At 70.3% G+C, this 16323-nt stretch carries 14 protein-coding genes and 1 tRNA gene; 10 read left to right on the top strand and 5 right to left on the bottom strand.

Annotated elements, in window-relative coordinates:
• Positions 1-13: 13 nt before the first annotated feature.
• Positions 14-1579 carry a purple acid phosphatase family protein gene (locus OG956_RS22600; RefSeq protein WP_330339804.1) on the bottom strand — a complete coding sequence of 522 codons (1566 nt, stop codon included), beginning with the start codon at positions 1577-1579 and terminating at the stop codon, positions 14-16.
• 165 nt (positions 1580-1744) lie between these two features.
• Here OG956_RS22600 and OG956_RS22595 point away from each other — a divergent pair, with 165 nt between their 5' ends.
• Both OG956_RS22595 and glmS read left to right on the top strand, forming a co-directional pair.
• Positions 1745-2002, top strand: a complete 258-nt coding sequence (locus OG956_RS22595; protein WP_330342918.1) for a hypothetical protein — start codon at positions 1745-1747, stop codon at positions 2000-2002.
• Positions 2003-2028: 26 nt separating this feature from the next.
• On the top strand, positions 2029-3846 hold the full coding sequence (gene glmS / locus OG956_RS22590) for a glutamine--fructose-6-phosphate transaminase (isomerizing) (RefSeq protein ID WP_330339803.1): 1818 nt from the start codon (positions 2029-2031) through the stop codon (positions 3844-3846).
• A gap of 144 nt (positions 3847-3990) precedes the next feature.
• Here the strand turns inward: glmS and OG956_RS22585 are convergent, their stop codons facing one another.
• Complete coding sequence (locus OG956_RS22585) at positions 3991-4551, bottom strand: GPR1/FUN34/YaaH family transporter (RefSeq protein ID WP_330339802.1); 561 nt, start codon at positions 4549-4551, stop codon at positions 3991-3993.
• A 127-nt stretch (positions 4552-4678) separates the two neighbouring features.
• Positions 4679-5206, bottom strand: coding sequence for a universal stress protein (locus tag OG956_RS22580; RefSeq protein WP_330339801.1), 528 nt, complete (start codon positions 5204-5206; stop codon positions 4679-4681).
• Between the two features lie 327 nt (positions 5207-5533).
• Between OG956_RS22580 and OG956_RS22575 the strand changes: the two genes are divergently transcribed.
• The 4 genes from OG956_RS22575 (at position 5534) to OG956_RS22560 (ending at position 8374) form a co-directional block, all read left to right on the top strand.
• Entirely contained in the window at positions 5534-5836 is a 303-nt protein-coding gene (locus OG956_RS22575; protein WP_330339800.1) for a hypothetical protein, read from the top strand.
• A gap of 378 nt (positions 5837-6214) precedes the next feature.
• Positions 6215-7453, top strand: coding sequence for a helix-turn-helix domain-containing protein (locus tag OG956_RS22570; protein WP_330339799.1), 1239 nt, complete (start codon positions 6215-6217; stop codon positions 7451-7453).
• A gap of 107 nt (positions 7454-7560) precedes the next feature.
• Positions 7561-8163: an oligoribonuclease gene (orn, locus tag OG956_RS22565; protein ID WP_330339798.1), complete on the top strand. Its 603-nt coding sequence runs from the start codon at positions 7561-7563 to the stop codon at positions 8161-8163.
• 138 nt (positions 8164-8301) lie between these two features.
• A tRNA-His gene (locus OG956_RS22560) sits at positions 8302-8374 on the top strand.
• A 178-nt stretch (positions 8375-8552) separates the two neighbouring features.
• Here OG956_RS22560 and OG956_RS22555 read toward each other — a convergent pair.
• Positions 8553-9608 carry a LacI family DNA-binding transcriptional regulator gene (locus OG956_RS22555; protein WP_330339797.1) on the bottom strand — a complete coding sequence of 352 codons (1056 nt, stop codon included), beginning with the start codon at positions 9606-9608 and terminating at the stop codon, positions 8553-8555.
• 408 nt (positions 9609-10016) lie between these two features.
• Here OG956_RS22555 and OG956_RS22550 point away from each other — a divergent pair, with 408 nt between their 5' ends.
• The 4 genes from OG956_RS22550 (at position 10017) to OG956_RS22535 (ending at position 14807) form a co-directional block, all read left to right on the top strand.
• Positions 10017-11345, top strand: a complete 1329-nt coding sequence (locus OG956_RS22550) for an ABC transporter substrate-binding protein (protein WP_330339796.1) — start codon at positions 10017-10019, stop codon at positions 11343-11345.
• Positions 11342-12367 (top strand): carbohydrate ABC transporter permease, encoded by a 1026-nt coding sequence (locus OG956_RS22545; protein ID WP_330339795.1) that lies wholly within the window; start codon positions 11342-11344, stop codon positions 12365-12367. Before OG956_RS22550 ends, OG956_RS22545 begins: the two co-directional genes overlap by 4 nt.
• Positions 12364-13245 carry a carbohydrate ABC transporter permease gene (locus OG956_RS22540; protein WP_330339794.1) on the top strand — a complete coding sequence of 294 codons (882 nt, stop codon included), beginning with the start codon at positions 12364-12366 and terminating at the stop codon, positions 13243-13245. The genes OG956_RS22545 and OG956_RS22540 overlap by 4 nt, the downstream gene beginning before the upstream one ends.
• A 131-nt stretch (positions 13246-13376) precedes the next feature.
• Entirely contained in the window at positions 13377-14807 is a 1431-nt protein-coding gene (locus tag OG956_RS22535) for a GH1 family beta-glucosidase (RefSeq protein ID WP_330339793.1), read from the top strand.
• Between the two features lie 60 nt (positions 14808-14867).
• Here the strand turns inward: OG956_RS22535 and OG956_RS22530 are convergent, their stop codons facing one another.
• Entirely contained in the window at positions 14868-16322 is a 1455-nt protein-coding gene (locus tag OG956_RS22530) for a glycoside hydrolase family 18 protein (RefSeq protein ID WP_330339792.1), read from the bottom strand.
• Position 16323 lies beyond the last annotated feature (1 nt).

Genomic DNA, 16323 nt, shown 5'->3' with positions numbered 1-16323 from the left:
GACCGGCTCGGGGTCACTTGGCCGTGCGGGACACCGTGAAGTGGTCGATGCGGTCGCCGGTCTCGGCGATGCCCGACACCGTCAGCGTGGTCTGACGGCCCTTCGGCGCGGGAGTGACGTCCACGCGCAGGAAGGAGTAGTTGAGGTAGCGGACCCGGGACCAGGTGACCGTCTCGTTCACCTTGCCGTCCTTGGTGTTGACGAAGGACGCGACCGAGTCGACCTCGTGCTCGTGACCCTCGTAGGAGTCCGGGGCGCTGAACGCGTACAGGCTCCGGCCGGCCGCGCCCGCGGTGACGTACACCACGCCCTCGGTCTCGGGGTACGCCGTGCCGCCGATCGGGAGCTTCTTGGTGACCTGGCCGCCCTTGATGACGTCGGTGCGCTCGTACTGGTGGTTGTGGCCGTTGATGACCAGGTCCACCTGGTACTTCTCGAACAGCGGCACCCACTCCTGGCGCACGCCCCCCTCCGAGGCGTGCGCCGTGGAGGTGCAGTACGCGCAGTGGTGGAAGAAGACGACGACGAAGTCGATGTCGTCGCGGGCCCGGAACCGCTTCAGCTGGCTCTCGAACCACTTGGTCTGGGTTCCGCCGGAGATGCCCAGGTTCGCCGGAATCTCGAAGGAGACGTCGTTCGGGTCCAGCGAGATGATCGCCGTGTTGCCGTGGACGAAGGAGTAGACGCCGGGCAGGTTCTTCGCGTCCGGGCCGTTGCCGGGGAGGGTCCAGCGGGCCTCCTCGCCGCCGTAGCCGTTGGGCGAGTACCAGGCCTCCATGTCGTGGTTGCCGTAACTGACCATCCACGGGATCTGCTTGGCGACCGACTCGGTCTGGGCGAGGAACTGGTCCCAGGTGCGCGAGTCGAAACCGGTGTCGGTGGCCTTGCCCTGGCCGGCCGAGTCGCCGTAGGCGATGTCGCCGGCGTGCAGGTGGAAGGCCGGGTTCTGGCCGAGGATCAGGGAGTCGTTGGCCAGCGCGTGGTAGCTGACGCCCTGGTCGCCGAAGGCGGTGAAGGTGAAGGGCGCCTTGTGGGCGGGGGCGGTGGTGAAGGTGCCCAGGGTGCCGGCGAGGTGCGGCTGGGCCGGGTCGAAGCCGTCGTGGCCGACGCCGTAGTAGTAGGTGCGGCCGGGGCGCAGGTGGGTGAGCCTGGCGTGCAGGTAGTACTGCGTGTGGTCGCCGCTCGCGCCCACGCCGGCCGGGGTGTACAGGCTGCGGACCTCGGCCTCGATCTTGCGGGAGAGGTCCCAGGGGTGGGCGCCGATGCGGATGAACGGCTTCTTCACGGCGACCGGGACCTGCCAGGAGACGGTCATCTCCGTGCGCGGGTCGTTGCCGTAGGCGAGGTGGCGGCCGAAGGGGGCGACGAAGGCGCCGTCCACGGCCTCGGCGGCGGGCGCGGCGGCCTGCCTGGGCACGGCCGCCTGTGCGGTGGCGCCCGGCACGAACGCGCCACCCGCTACCGCGCCCAGCGTGACGGCGCCGCCTCTGATCAGGCTGCGCCGTGAGAACCTGGCGCGCAGATACTCGTGCTGCTCGGCCATGCTCATGCGCGCGGCCAGTTTCTCGGGTACTCCCATTCGAGGAATGTCCATGGCGTCTGAAAATGGTCCATGTCTTCAACGAGACGCAGGCCACAAGATGGACGCCCGGCGAACAAATGATCCCCACAGCCGCTCCGCAGACCTGCCCGAAATCGGGCAGGATTCTTGCGAAACCGCCGCTCGTACCTCAGGATCTACCGGGTGCACGACGAACTTGTTGATCATCTGACGCGGTCCACGCCCCTCGGCCGGGGCGAGGCGCTGCGGGTGATCCAGGACGTGCTCGCCTACTTCGACGAGTCGACGGAGGACTACGTCCGTCGCCGCCACCGCGAACTCCAGGCCCAGGGCCTGGTCAACGCGGAGATCTTCGAACGGATCGCGGCGGACCTCAAGTACCGAGCGGTGGCACCGCCCGAGCTGACCCTCAGGCAGCTGCGCCGCATCGTCTACGGCTGAGACGCCAGGCTGAGAGATACCTATACATGTGCGGAATTGTCGGATACATCGGGAAGCGTGACGTGGCCCCTCTCCTGCTGGAGGGCCTGCAGCGGCTGGAGTACCGCGGCTACGACTCCGCGGGGCTGGTCGTCACCTCCCCGAAGGCGCCCGGCCTGACGATGGTCAAGGCCAAGGGGCGGGTGCGCGACCTGGAGGCCAAGGTCCCGGCGCGCTTCAAGGGCACCACCGGCATCGCCCACACCCGCTGGGCCACCCACGGCGCCCCCTCCGACGTCAACGCCCACCCGCACATGTCGGCCGACAACAAGGTCGCCGTCGTCCACAACGGCATCATCGACAACGCCGCCGACCTGCGCCGCAAGCTGGAGGCGGACGGCGTCGAGTTCCTCTCCGAGACCGACACCGAGGTCCTCACCCACCTCATCGCCCGCTCGCAGGCCGACCGCCTGGAGGACAAGGTGCGCCAGGCGGTCCGGCTGATCGAGGGCACCTACGGCATCGCCGTGCTGCACGCCGACTTCCCGGACCGGATCGTCGTGGCCCGCAACGGCTCCCCGGTCGTCCTCGGCATCGGCGAGAAGGAGATGTTCGTCGCCTCCGACATCGCCGCCCTGGTCACCCACACCCGCCAGATAGTCACCCTCGACGACGGTGAGATGGCCACCCTCAAGGCCGACGACTTCCGCACCTACACCACCGAGGGCACGCGCACCACCGCCGAGCCCACCACGGTGGAGTGGGAGGCCGAGTCGTACGACATGGGCGGCCACGACACCTACATGCACAAGGAGATCTTCGAGCAGGCCGAGGCCGTGGACCGCGTGCTGCGCGGCCGCATCGACGACCGCTTCTCCACCGTGCACCTCGGCGGCCTCAACCTGGACGCCCGCGAGGCCCGGCAGATCCGCCGCGTGAAGATCCTCGGCTGCGGCACCTCGTACCACGCGGGCCTGATCGGCGCCCAGATGATCGAGGAGCTGGCCCGCATCCCGGCGGACGCCGAGCCGGCCTCCGAGTTCCGCTACCGCAACGCCGTGGTGGACCCCGAGACCCTGTACGTGGCCGTCTCCCAGTCCGGTGAGACGTACGACGTCCTCGCCGCCGTCCAGGAGCTCAAGCGCAAGGGCGCGCGGGTCTTCGGCGTCGTCAACGTGGTCGGCTCGGCGATCGCCCGCGAGGCGGACGCCGGGATCTACGTCCACGCGGGCCCGGAGGTCTGCGTGGTGTCCACCAAGTGCTTCACGAACACCACGGTCGCCTTCGCGCTGCTCGCCCTGCACCTCGGCCGCACCCGTGACCTCTCGGTCCGCGACGGCAAGCGGATCATCGACGGCCTGCGCAGGCTGCCCGAGCAGATCACCGAGATCCTCAAGCAGGAGGAGCAGATCAAGGAGCTGGCCGAGCTGTACGCCGAGGCCCGCTCGATGCTCTTCATCGGCCGCGTCCGGGGCTACCCGGTGGCCCGCGAGGCCTCCCTGAAGCTCAAGGAGGTCTCCTACATCCACGCCGAGGCCTACCCCGCCTCCGAGCTGAAGCACGGCCCGCTGGCCCTGATCGAGCCGGCCCTGCCGACGGTCGCGATCGTCCCCGACGACGACCTGCTGGAGAAGAACCGCGCGGCCCTGGAGGAGATCAAGGCCCGCAGCGGCAAGATCCTCGCCGTGGCCCACCAGCCGCAGGAGAAGGCCGACCAGACGATCGTCGTCCCCAAGAACGAGGACGAGCTCGACCCCATCCTCATGGGCATCCCGCTCCAGCTCCTCGCGTACCACACGGCGAAGGCCCTGGGCAGGGACATCGACAAGCCGAGGAACCTGGCGAAGTCGGTGACGGTGGAGTAGGAAATTCCCTCGACCACCGAAGCGACAATTGAGCAACCCCCGCGGCGAGCAACCACGTCCGCGAGAGCGGCGCCGGTTTAGGCGCAAAAAAGGGACCCCCACGTGGCCACCTTCACGTGGGGGTCCCTTTCAGCGCCGCCAGATTCAGCCGGTGGCCGTCACCCCCCGGCCGGCGGCACGCCGAGGAAGCACCGTCGGCCAGTGCGCGAGCGCCGCGGTGGCCGCGTACCAGGCGACCGCCCCCGACACCGCGGCGACCCAGCCGCCCACCTTGGTCAGCGAGGAGCTGTCGGCGAACGCCGCGACGCCCAGCACCAGCATCGCCAGGAACAGCAGCCCGTACATGAGCTGTCCGAGGCTGTCGCCGCCCGCGAGGGTCAGGGTGAGCGCCACGAGGGCGAACAGCAGCAGGAAGAGCCCGGCCGCGTTGGCGGAGGAGTGGCCCGCGACGGCCCAGGTGAACCACAGTGCGCCGAGGGCCGCGAAGCCCGTGCCGGAGGCGCTGTCGCCGCCCCGGAAGGCGAGCAGACCGAGGAGGAACAGGGCAACTCCGCCCACGTAGTGGGCCAGTGACACGGCGTCGGACGCCGCCACCGAATGGATCACTCCGGTCGTGCCGAGTCCGAACGCCAACAGGGTGACTCCCAGGGCGAGTCGGCCGGCCACGACGGTGCTTCCGATTCCCGCAGAGACTCCGTTGTCCACGGCGGGCTCCCTTCATGCTGTGCAGTTGTGCGGTGACCGGTATATGCCCTTCACAAGGGCACAAACCACCTCTACGCGCGAGTAGTTTCGCGTTGCACAAAGGGAACCGGGGATCGGGGAGCGACCGTCAGGGAATGACGATCACGGGCCGCTGCGCCCGCTTGGCGAGCCGTCCCGCGACGGAGCCGAAGATCCGGCCGACGATGCCGTGCGTGGAGCCGACGACGATCGCGTCCGCCTCGTACTCCCGCCCGACCTCTTCCAGTTCGTGGCAGATGTCCCCGCCCCGCTCGACCAGGATCCACGGCACCTCGGCCAGATGGTCGGCGCACGCCAGCTCCAGACCGAGCACCTCGGTGCGATGGTCCGGCACGTCGACGAAGACCGGCGGCTCGCAGCCGGCCCACACGGTGGTGGGCAGCCGGTTGGCGACATGGACGATGATCAGGCCCGAGTGCGAGCGGTGGGCCATGCCGACGGCGTAGGCGAGGGCACGCTCACTGGAGGTGGAGCCGTCGAAGCCGACGACGACTCCGTGCCGGAAGGCAGGGTCGCAGGAGGGGCGTGACTCTTCCGCCGCCAGGGGATCGGCCGCCGTGGGGTCGGCGACCGGCCGCTTGCGGTCCGCGGGTTCGAAGAATTCGTGACCGGCCATGGCTGTCTCGGCGTTGTGATCCTTTATGGATGGGGGACGAAGCGTGCGGCGGAATCCGTACCCGGGAAGTCCGGGAAAGGTCTTCCCAACCCCATACCCCCAAGGGTACGGCGGCACGCCTCCCGAGCCCAGATGCCGCGCACGCTCCGTAAGCGGTCCCCCGGTGTCCGCAGGGGTTCACCGGAGCATGCACGAGCGACGCCCGTAACGCAATGGTTGCTGCCCCGTACAGGCGGTTTGCACAGGGTCACCGGATGTACGGCCGGTGACCGACCGGCCGGACACGCGTTGAGTATCGGTGAGCCACCGCCACAGGGAGTTCGAGTGATGTCCGGTCCCCGCCCCGACCCCGAGCCGCGCCCCGCGCCGGACACCGTGAGCGACGTGATCCGCTGGGCCGCCTTCAGCTGCGCGCTCGTCCCCGTGGTCCTGCTCTGGTACGGCACCTCGCCGGCCGGCGCGGCGGGGGCCGCGCTGGGCCTGGCCGCCGTCACCACCGCCTGCCGGCTCCTGCTGCGCCGGTCGGAGCGGTGCGCCCGGCGGCACGGAGGTGACGGCGAGGTTTCCGCAGAGGATTCCGGTGCGCAAAGAGGCGGACGTCACACCCGTCGGCCGACACCGGTCGATTGACCTGTTTCCGCACCCCGGAACGCTTCTTTTCAGCCAACTTCCGAATGTCGCCCCATGGGGCTCCCGACCACCCTCCAACCCCCGTTCGACCTGCACGGAAAGGGTCTGCGGGCGCCGGCGCACCCTACGCGGTTTAGCCACCGCCACAAGGCGCACTTCCCTGCGCGCTCCACGAGTGCAACGCTTCGTGATCGAATGCTTCACGCCAAGTTGTCATGTCGACAATCCGAGGCGTGTGGAACTGGTCACCGCCCGACCGCGGGAACCAGTAGATTCGATCTTGACTGTCTTACGGCGGGGGACTCGTGCAGGACCGAGGGGAAACGTGCAGGAGCGACACAACCGAGGAGCCGCGACCACCGAGGGGGGCTTAGCAGTATGAGCCACGACTCCACTGCCGCGCCGGAAGCCGCGGCCCGGAAACTCTCCGGGCGACGCCGCAAGGAGATCGTCGCGGTGCTGCTGTTCAGCGGCGGCCCCATCTTCGAGAGTTCCATTCCGTTGTCGGTGTTCGGGATCGACCGCCAGGACGCCGGCGTGCCGCGCTACCGCCTGTTGGTGTGCGCCGGCGAGGAGGGCCCGCTGCGGACCACAGGGGGCCTGGAACTCACCGCACCACATGGACTGGAGGCGATCTCCCGCGCCGGGACGGTCGTCGTGCCGGCCTGGCGGTCGATCACCGCGCCACCGCCGGAGGAGGCGCTCGACGCGCTGCGCCGGGCGCACGAGGAGGGCGCCCGCATAGTCGGCCTGTGCACCGGCGCCTTCGTGCTGGCCGCGGCGGGCCTGCTGGACGGCCGTCCGGCGACCACCCACTGGATGTACGCGCCGACGCTGGCCAAGCGCTATCCGTCGGTGCACGTCGATCCGCGCGAGCTGTTCGTGGACGACGGCGACGTCCTGACCAGCGCGGGTACGGCGGCCGGCATCGATCTCTGCCTCCACATCGTGCGCACGGACCACGGCAACGAGGCGGCCGGCGCGCTCGCCCGGCGCCTGGTGGTCCCGCCGCGCCGGTCGGGCGGGCAGGAACGCTACCTCGACAGGTCTTTACCCGAGGAGATCGGCGCCGACCCGCTCGCCGAGGTCGTCGCCTGGGCGCTGGAACACCTCCACGAGCAGTTCGACGTGGAGACGCTGGCGGCACGCGCCTATATGAGCCGCCGTACGTTCGACCGCCGGTTCCGCTCGCTGACCGGCAGCGCTCCGCTGCAGTGGCTGATCACCCAGCGGGTGCTGCAGGCCCAGCGGGTGCTGCAGGCCCAGCGGCTGCTGGAGACCTCGGACTACTCCGTGGACGAGGTGGCGGGCCGGTGCGGCTTCCGCTCCCCCGTCGCGCTGCGCGGCCACTTCCGCCGCCAGCTCGGCTCGTCCCCGGCCGCCTACCGGGCCGCCTACCGCGCCCGCAGGCCGCAGGGCGAGAAACCGGCGGACGCGGAGCCGCAGGCGCAGGCCTCCGGCCAGCCGGGCCCGGCCGCGGGCCTGTCCGGCCACGGGCCGATGGGCCACGCGCCCTCCGTGCTGCACTCGGAGCGCGACAACGGCGTCCCGATGCAGAGCCGCCGCCAGGCGGCCGGCGCGGTGGGGCTGCTGCCGGGGCCGCGCAGCGGCAACTGAGCGTGGGGGCGGGATCGTCCCGCCCCCACCCGCTCACCGGCTCCCGCCGAGCGCGGGGCGAGCGCAGGGGGGCACCCAAAAGCTCAGGTCCGCTTTAGGGTGGACGCATGAACGATCGCATGGTGTGGATCGACTGCGAGATGACCGGCCTCTCGCTGTCCGACGACGCGCTCATCGAGGTGGCCGCCCTCGTCACCGACTCCGAGCTGAACGTACTCGGCGAGGGGGTGGACATCGTCATCCGCCCGCCGGAGCAGGCGCTGGAGACGATGCCGGAGGTCGTGCGTCAGATGCACACCACGTCCGGCCTGCTCGCGGAGCTGCCGAACGGCACGACGCTGAAGGACGCCGAGGAACAGGTCCTCGCGTATGTGAAGGAGTACGTGAAGGAACCCGGCAAGGCCCCGCTGTGCGGCAACTCCGTCGGCACCGACCGCGGCTTCCTGCTGCGGGACATGCCGACCCTGGAGGACTACCTGCACTACCGGATCGTCGACGTGTCCTCCATCAAGGAGCTGGCCCGCCGCTGGTATCCGCGGGCGTACTTCAACAGCCCGGAGAAGAACGGCAACCACCGGGCCCTCGCCGACATCCGCGAGTCGATCGCCGAGCTGCGCTACTACCGCGAGGCCATCTTCGTCCCGCAGCCCGGCCCGGACTCCGACACCGCGAAGTCGATCGCGGCCAAGCACGTCCTGCCCGCGCGCTAGCCGCCCGCGAACGGCCCGGTCCTCCCGGCGGACGGCGCGCGGAGCGTCGCGCGAAAACGTGTGCGCGAGCACCCCTTCCGACCCTGTAGACTTCTTCTCGGCCGGTCGGGGAAACGACACGTTCCACCGCCGGTCGTGGTGGGTGTAGCTCAGCTGGTAGAGCACCTGGTTGTGGTCCAGGATGTCGCGGGTTCGAGTCCCGTCACTCACCCTCACCGATCAGCCGGTGACGTCGTCGCAGGACGCGTCACCGGCTGAGTCGTTTGTACGGCGGCGATGCCGGCGGCCCCGGGACCTCACCGCCGCGGCAGGCGGCCGGCGACGGACACCGGGCCGCGCCCCGCCACCTGCCCGTCGCCCCACCCTCGACGACACAGCCGGCGGCACCGCTACGACGACGCGCGCGGCACCAGTTCCGTGGGGAGCACCGCGTGCCGTCGCTCCAGGCCCCGGGACGCGGCCGGGCGGCGGTCGGCGATCTCCGTGAGCAGCAGGTCGATCATGGCGCGGCCCATCTCCTGGATGGGCTGGCGGACGCTGGTCAGCGGCGGGTCCATGTGGCGGGCTATGGCCGAGTCGTCGTAGCCCACGAGGGCCACGTCGTCGGGGATGCGGCGGCCCGCCTCGCGCAGCACCTGCCGGGCGCCGGCCGCCATCACGTCCGAGCCGGCGAAGACCGCGTCCAGGTCGGGGCGGCGCTCCAGCAGCACGGACATGGCGCGGCGGCCGCCCTCCTCGGTGAAGTCGCCCGGCTCGACGAGGAGTTCGTCCGCATCCCGGCCCGCGTCGCGCAGGGCGTCGCGGTAGCCGTCGACGCGGCGCTGGGCGCCGTAGACGTCGAGGCGGCCGGTGATGTGGGCGATGCGGGTGCGGCCCCGGGACAGCAGGTGCTCCACGGCCGAGCGGGCGCCGCCGTAGTTGTCGGAGTCCACGGAGGTGAGCGTCTCGCCGGCCGAGCGGGGGCCGCTGATCACGGCCGGGATCTCCAGCTGGGACAGCATGTCGGGCAGCGGGTCGTCGGCGTGGACGGAGACCAGCAGGACGCCGTCCACCCGGTGGGCCGCCAGGTACTGGGCGAGGCGCCGGCGCTCGCGGTCGCTGCCCGCGAAGATCAGCAGCAACTGCATCTCGGTGTCGGAGAGTTCCGAGCCCACACCGCGCAGCATGTCCGAGAAGTACGGTTCTGCGAAGAATCGGGTCTCGGGTTCGGGGACCACGAGGGCGATGGAGTCGGTGCGGTTGGCGGCCAGGGCACGGGCGGCCGTGTTGGGGACGTAGCCCAGCTCGGCGACCGCGGCCTCGACCGCGGCGCGGGTGGCGTCGCTCACCCGGGGCGAGCCGTTGATCACCCGCGAGACGGTGCCCCGGCCGACTCCGGCCCGGGCGGCGACCTCCTCGAGCGTGGGCCGGCCACCGCTCCGGCCCCGCGCTCCGTGGCTTACCATGGGCTCCGCCCCTCTCGACCGACTCGTGGTGCTGGCCTGGAATGTAACAGGACCGTCCGCCGCAGTGACCGTCCCGGGGGTGCCGCCCCCACCCCCCGCGCGACCGGCCTCCGGTTCCTCCTCGCCCCCCACCTTTTCCTTCCCCGCCGGTCGGCCGGATATCGACGGTCGCCGCCGCCGCGCGTCCTCAGTTAACGCTCAGATAACTGAACAGAGTTGTCCGCGTCCGCTCCCTTGACACCCCGGCGCCGACCCGCGACTCTTCAACACATCACTGGTGGGAGCGCTCCCACAGTACCTGACACCTACACAACCCGCACGTTCCCCGCCCGAGCCGCAGCGCGCAAGAACGGGCCCAAATCATGCAGTTGGCCGGGGGGTCGGCACGTCAGGCAACAGGAGGACGCAATGCGCACGAGCATCCGCCGGTCACGGCGGCTGATGGCCCTCGCGGCCGTGGCCGCACTGACCACCGGGCTGCTGGCCGGCTGCGCCAAGGACTCGGACGACGGCTCGTCGAACGACTCCGGCGGAAACGGCAGTGGCAAGGGCAAGATCACGCTGACCGTCGGCACCTTCGGCGTCTTCGGCTACAAGCAGGCCGGCCTCTACGACGAGTACATGAAGCTCCACCCCGACATCAACATCAAGGAGAACGTCACCACCCGTACCGACGTGTACTGGCCGAAGGTGCTCACCCGCCTCCAGGCCGGCTCCGGCACCGACGACATCCAGGCCATCGAGGTCGGCAACATCACCGAGGCCGTGCAGACCCAGGCGAACAAGTTCGTCGACCTCGGCAAGCAGGTCGACAAGTCGCAGTGGCTGGACTGGAAGAACGCCCAGGCCACCACCAAGGACGGCAAGCTCATAGGCCTCGGCACGGACATCGGCCCGATGGCCATCTGCTACCGCAAGGACCTGCTCCAGAAGGCCGGGCTGCCGACCGACCGGACCAAGCTCGCCGAGATGTGGAAGGGCGACTGGGCCAAGTACGTCGACGTCGGCAAGCAGTACATGAAGAAGGCGCCCAAGGGCACCAAGTTCGTGGACTCCGCGGCCTCCGTCTACAACGCGGCCCTCGGCGGCGGTGACGAGCGTTACTACGACAAGGACGGGAACGTCGTCTGGGACAAGTCCGACGGCGTGAAGAAGGCCTGGAACGCCGCCATGGACGTCGCCACCAGCGACATGTCGGCGAAGCTGAAGCAGTTCGACCCCACCTGGGACCAGGGCTACGCCAACGGCACCTTCGCCACCGTCGCCTGCCCGGCCTGGATGCTCGGCTACATCGAGCAGAAGTCCGGTGACTCCGGCAAGGGCAAGTGGGACGTGGCGGCGGCGCCCACCGCGGCCAACTGGGGCGGCTCCTTCCTCGGCGTGCCGCTCGCGAGCAAGCACCAGAAGGAGGCCATCGCGCTGGCCAAGTGGCTGACCGCGCCCGAGCAGCAGGCCAAGGTCTTCGCCAAGCAGGCCAGCTTCCCGTCGACCCCGTCGGCGTACGCGAGCCTGAAGCCGGCCGCGGACACCACGGCGTACTTCTCGAACGCGCCGATCACCCAGATCTTCGCCGACTCGGCCAAGACCATCCCGGTCCAGTACTTCGGCATCAAGGACCAGCCGATCAACTCCGCGATCACCGACGTCGGCATCCTCCAGGTCGAGCAGAAGGGCAAGTCGCCGTCCCAGGGCTGGGACGCGGCGTCCAAGGAGATCAAGGACGTGCTCGGCCAGTGACCAGCTCCAAGCAGGCTCTCGCGCACCCCGCGGCGAGCGCCGACGCCGCGCCCGGCACTCCGCCGGGCGCGGCCCGGGGCGCTCACGGTCGCGGTACCCCGGCGGGCCCCGACTCCTGGCGCAGCCGGCTGTACCGCTGGGACATGAAGGCGTCGCCGTACGCGTTCGTGTCCCCCTTCTTCATCCTGTTCGGCGCCTTCACCCTGGTCCCGCTGCTGTACACGGCCTGGTACTCGCTGCACAACGTGCAGCTGTCGGCCCTGGACCACCAGACCTGGGCGGGCCTGGACAACTACAAGAACCTGTGGTCCTCGGACTTCTTCTGGAACGCGCTGAAGAACACCCTGACCATCGGTGTCATCTCGACCGTGCCGCAGCTGCTGGCCGCGATCGGGCTGGCGCACCTGCTGAACTACAAGCTGCGCGGTTCCACCGTCTGGCGTGTGGTGATGCTCACCCCGTACGCCACCTCGGTGGCCGCGGCGACCCTGGTGTTCACGCTGCTGTACTCGTGGGACGGCGGCATGGTCAACTGGATCCTGCACTTCTTCGGGGTGAACCCGATCAACTGGCGTGAGTCCGACTGGGGTTCGCAGTTCGCGGTGTCCTCGATCGTGATCTGGCGGTGGACGGGGTACAACGCGCTGATCTACCTGGCCGCCATGCAGGCGATCCCGACCGATCTGTACGAGTCGGCGGCGATCGACGGCGCCAACCGCTGGCAGCAGTTCCGGCACGTGACCATCCCGCAGCTGCGCCCGACGATCCTGTTCACGGTCGTGGTCTCCACGATCGGCGCGACCCAGCTCTTCGGCGAGCCGCTGCTGTTCGGCGGGGTGAGCGGGTCCAAGGGCGGCTCCGAGCACCAGTACCAGACGCTCGGCCTGTACATGTACGACCAGGGCTGGATCATCGGCAATCTCGGCAAGGCGTCCGCGATCGCCTGGTCGATGTTCCTGGTCCTGCTGATCATCGCCGCGGTCAATCTGCTGCTCACCCGACGGCTGAGGAAGTCCCAATGACGACCACTGAACTCACCCTGCCCCGGAAGGCCGGCCGTCGCCGGGTGATGGGCGCCGGCAAGCAGCTGCACGCGGGCCCGGTGGCCTACGTCGTGCTCACCGTCTTCGCGCTGGTCTCGCTCGCCCCGCTGGTGTGGACGGCGGTCGCCGCGTCCCGCACCGACCGGCGGTTGGCCGAGACCCCGCCGCCGCTGTGGTTCGGCGGCAATCTGTTCACGAACCTGCAGACGGCCTGGGACCAGGCGGGTCTCGGGACCGCGATGTTCAACTCGGTGATCGTGGCGGGCACGATCACGGTGAGCACGGTGCTGTTCTCCACGCTGGCCGGGTTCGCCTTCGCCAAGCTGCGGTTCCGCTTCTCCAGCCTGCTGTTGCTGCTGACCATCGGCACGATGATGATCCCGCCGCAGCTGGCCGTCGTACCGCTGTACCTGTGGATGTCCGACCTCGGCTGGTCCAACCAGCTGCAGACGGTGATCCTGCCGAGTCTCGTCACCGCCTTCGGCACCTTCTTCATGCGCCAGTACCTGGTGCAGGCGCTGCCGACGGAGCTGATCGAGGCGGCCCGGGTGGACGGGGCGAGCAGCATCCGGATCGTCTGGCACGTGGTCTTCCCCGCGGCGCGCCCGGCCATGGCCGTCCTCGGCCTGCTGACGTTCGTGTTCGCCTGGAACGACTTCCTCTGGCCGATCATCGCCCTGAACCAGCAGAACCCGACGGTGCAGGTGGCCCTGAACTCGCTCGGCACCGGGTACGTCCCGGACCAGGCGGTGATCATGGCCGGCGCCCTGCTGGGCACCCTGCCGCTGCTGATCGCCTTCGTCCTGTTCGGCAAGCAGATCGTGGGCGGGATCATGCAGGGCGCGATCAAGGGCTGACGGCGCCCCCGACGGCTTCGCCGGCGGTCCTTCCGCCCGGGGGCCGGGCCACCGCCGCCCCGGCCCCTTCCCCCTCTTCTGTTCCGCACCTGCCGCACCAGGTCTCCTACGACCCCAATGGGAGCGCTTCCATGCCTGAACCCGCCACCTCCGTGACCTTTCCTCCCGCCTTCCTCTGGGGCGCCGCGACCTCGGCCTACCAGATCGAGGGGGCGGTGCGGGAGGACGGCCGCACCCCCTCGATCTGGGACACCTTCAGCCACACCCCGGGCAAGACGGCCGGCGGCGACACCGGTGACATCGCTGTCGACCACTACCACCGCTACCGCGACGACGTGGCGCTGATGGCGGAGCTGGGCCTGACCGCGTACCGCTTCTCGGTCTCCTGGTCCCGGGTGCAGCCCACCGGCCGGGGACCCGCGGTCCAGCGCGGCCTGGACTTCTACCGCCGGCTGGTGGACGAGCTCCTCGCCCACGGCATCAAGCCCGCGCTCACCCTCTACCACTGGGACCTGCCCCAGGAACTGGAGGACGCGGGCGGCTGGCCGCAGCGGGACACCGCCCACCGGTTCGCCGAGTACGCCGAGCTGGTCGGTGCGGCGCTCGGCGACCGGGTGGAGCAGTGGATCACCCTCAACGAGCCCTGGTGCAGCGCCTTCCTGGGCTACGGCTCCGGTGTGCACGCCCCCGGCCGCACCGACCCGGCGGCCTCCCTGCGCGCAGCCCACCACCTCAACCTGGCGCACGGCCTCGCGGCGTCCGCCCTGCGCTCGGTGATGCCGGCCCGCAACGAGGTCGCGATCAGCCTCAACTCCTCGGTGGTACGGCCGCTTTCGCAGGACCCGGCCGACCTGGCCGCGGCCCGCCGGATCGACGACCTGGCCAACGGCGTCTTCCACGGCCCGATGCTGCGCGGCGCCTACCCCGCGTCGCTGCTCGAGGCCACGTCCTCGATCACCGACTGGTCGTACGTCCTCGACGGCGACCTGCGCACGATCAACGTCCCGCTGGACGCCCTCGGCCTGAACTACTACACCCCGGCGCTGGTGTCGGCCGCCTCCGGAGAGGTCAGGGGCCCGCGGGCGGACGGCCACGGCGCCAGCGAACACTCCCCCTGGCCGGGCGCCGACGACGTGGTCTTCCACCAGACGCCCGGCGAGCGCACGGAGATGGGCTGGACGATCGATCCGACGGGCCTGTACGACCTGATCCAGCGCTACACCCGCGAGGCCCCCGGCCTGCCCCTCTACATCACCGAGAACGGCGCGGCCTACGACGACAAGCCCGACCCCGACGGCCGCGTCCACGACCCGGAGCGCATCGCCTATCTGCACGGCCATCTCGCGGAGGTCCGGCGCGCCATCGCCGACGGCGCCGACGTCCGCGGCTACTACCTGTGGTCCCTGATGGACAACTTCGAGTGGGCGTACGGCTACGGCAAGCGGTTCGGCGCGGTGTACGTGGACTACGCGACGCTGGAACGGACGCCGAAGTCGAGCGCGCGCTGGTACGCCGAGGTGGCGCGGACGGGGACGCTGCCTCCGGTGGAGACCGCGGCCTGAGACGCCGGGAAGGGGCGCGGCAATCCCCCCGGAATGCCGCGCCCCTCCGTCGTGGGTGCGTCAGTTGAACGCGCCGAACGCCTTCGAGAAGGCGAACTTGTCCTGGAGGATCGAGCTGCAGGTGGGGTCGGCGGAGTTCTTCGCACCGCCGTCGCACTGCCTGTCGCGGGCGGCGGACCACATCGACAGCCCGCCGAGGCCCTTGGACTTGGCGAAGTTCACCAGCTGGGTGGCGTCGTCCACCTTGAACACCTCGGAGGAGACGTCGTTGACGCCGATCATCGGGGTGACGGCGACGGTCTTCCAGGCGGCGGAGTCGGACAGTCCGAGCACGCTCTTGACCTGGGCCTGGGTCGCGGTCGCGGCCTGCTCGGCCAGGTCGCCCATGTCGCCGTTGAACGAGGGGCCGTAATCCATCGCCATGATGTTGACGGCGCCGATCTTCACGCCGTTGGACTTGGCGTCGGACAGCAGGTTCACCCCGTCCTGGGTGAGGCCCTGCGGCAGCACCGGGAGGGTGAAGGAGACGTCCAGGCCGGGGTGCTGCTGCTGGAGCTTGGCTATGGCCTGGGCGCGGCGGGTGTTGGCGGCGGTGTTGGGCAGCGCGCCGCCCTCGACGTCGAAGTCGACCTTGGTCAGCTTGAACGCGTCGATCGCCTTGCCGTAGGCCGCCGCCAGGGCGTCCGCCGAGGAGCAGGTGGTGGCCAGTTCGGAGCCGGAGGCGCCGCCGAAGGAGACCCTCACGTCACCGCCCTTGGCGCGCAGCGAGCCGATCTGCGCGGCCACCGCGTCGCTGGTCAGGTCGGTCACGCCGCCCCACTTGGGGGTGCAGCCGCCGCCGTCGGTGACGAAGGCGAGGTTGTAGTTCTTCACGCCGGTCGCGTCGGCTGCGCCGACCAGGTCGAAGGCCGGGTAGAGCGAGGTGTCGACGTACGGGGCGAAGCCGGCGGAGGCGGTGGTGCCGCTGCCGGTGGTCTGGGAGGCGGTCGGCGTCGGAGTGCTGCTCTTGGTCGGGGTGGGCGTGGCGGTGGGAGTGGCGGTGGGCGACGGGGACTGCGTGGGGCGGCCGCTGGGCTCCGGGGTGGCGCCGCCGTCCGCGGAGCACTGGGCGTCGTCGATACGACAGCCGGTCGGGTCGCCCTTGCCGTCGACCACGAAGCCGACGGTCACCGACTTGCCGGGAGCGAGGCCGTCGGTGTCCCACTTCGCGGGCTTCACCGTGACGTGCGAGCCGCTGACGCTCGACTCGCCGTTCCACAGGGAGCTGAGCCTGGCGCCCGCCGGGAGGTCGAACTCCAGGGTCCAGGTCTTCTCGGCCTGGCCGCTGTTGTTGGTGACGACGTACTGCGCGGTGTAGCCGGTCGACCAGTCGCTGGTCTTGGTGTACGCGGCGTTCACGCCGGCCGCGTTGGCGGTGCCGGTGAGCACGAGAGCGCCGCCGCCGACCACGGCCGCGGCCACGAGAGAGCCGATCGCCTTGTTCCTGCCGCTGATCCTGCGCCGGTGCGTGGTCATG

The organism is Streptomyces sp. NBC_00557, assembly GCF_036345995.1.
Lineage (GTDB): Bacteria > Actinomycetota > Actinomycetes > Streptomycetales > Streptomycetaceae > Streptomyces.
The sequence above is the reverse complement of the archived record's forward strand: the minus strand, read 5'-3'. Positions and strand labels throughout refer to the sequence as shown.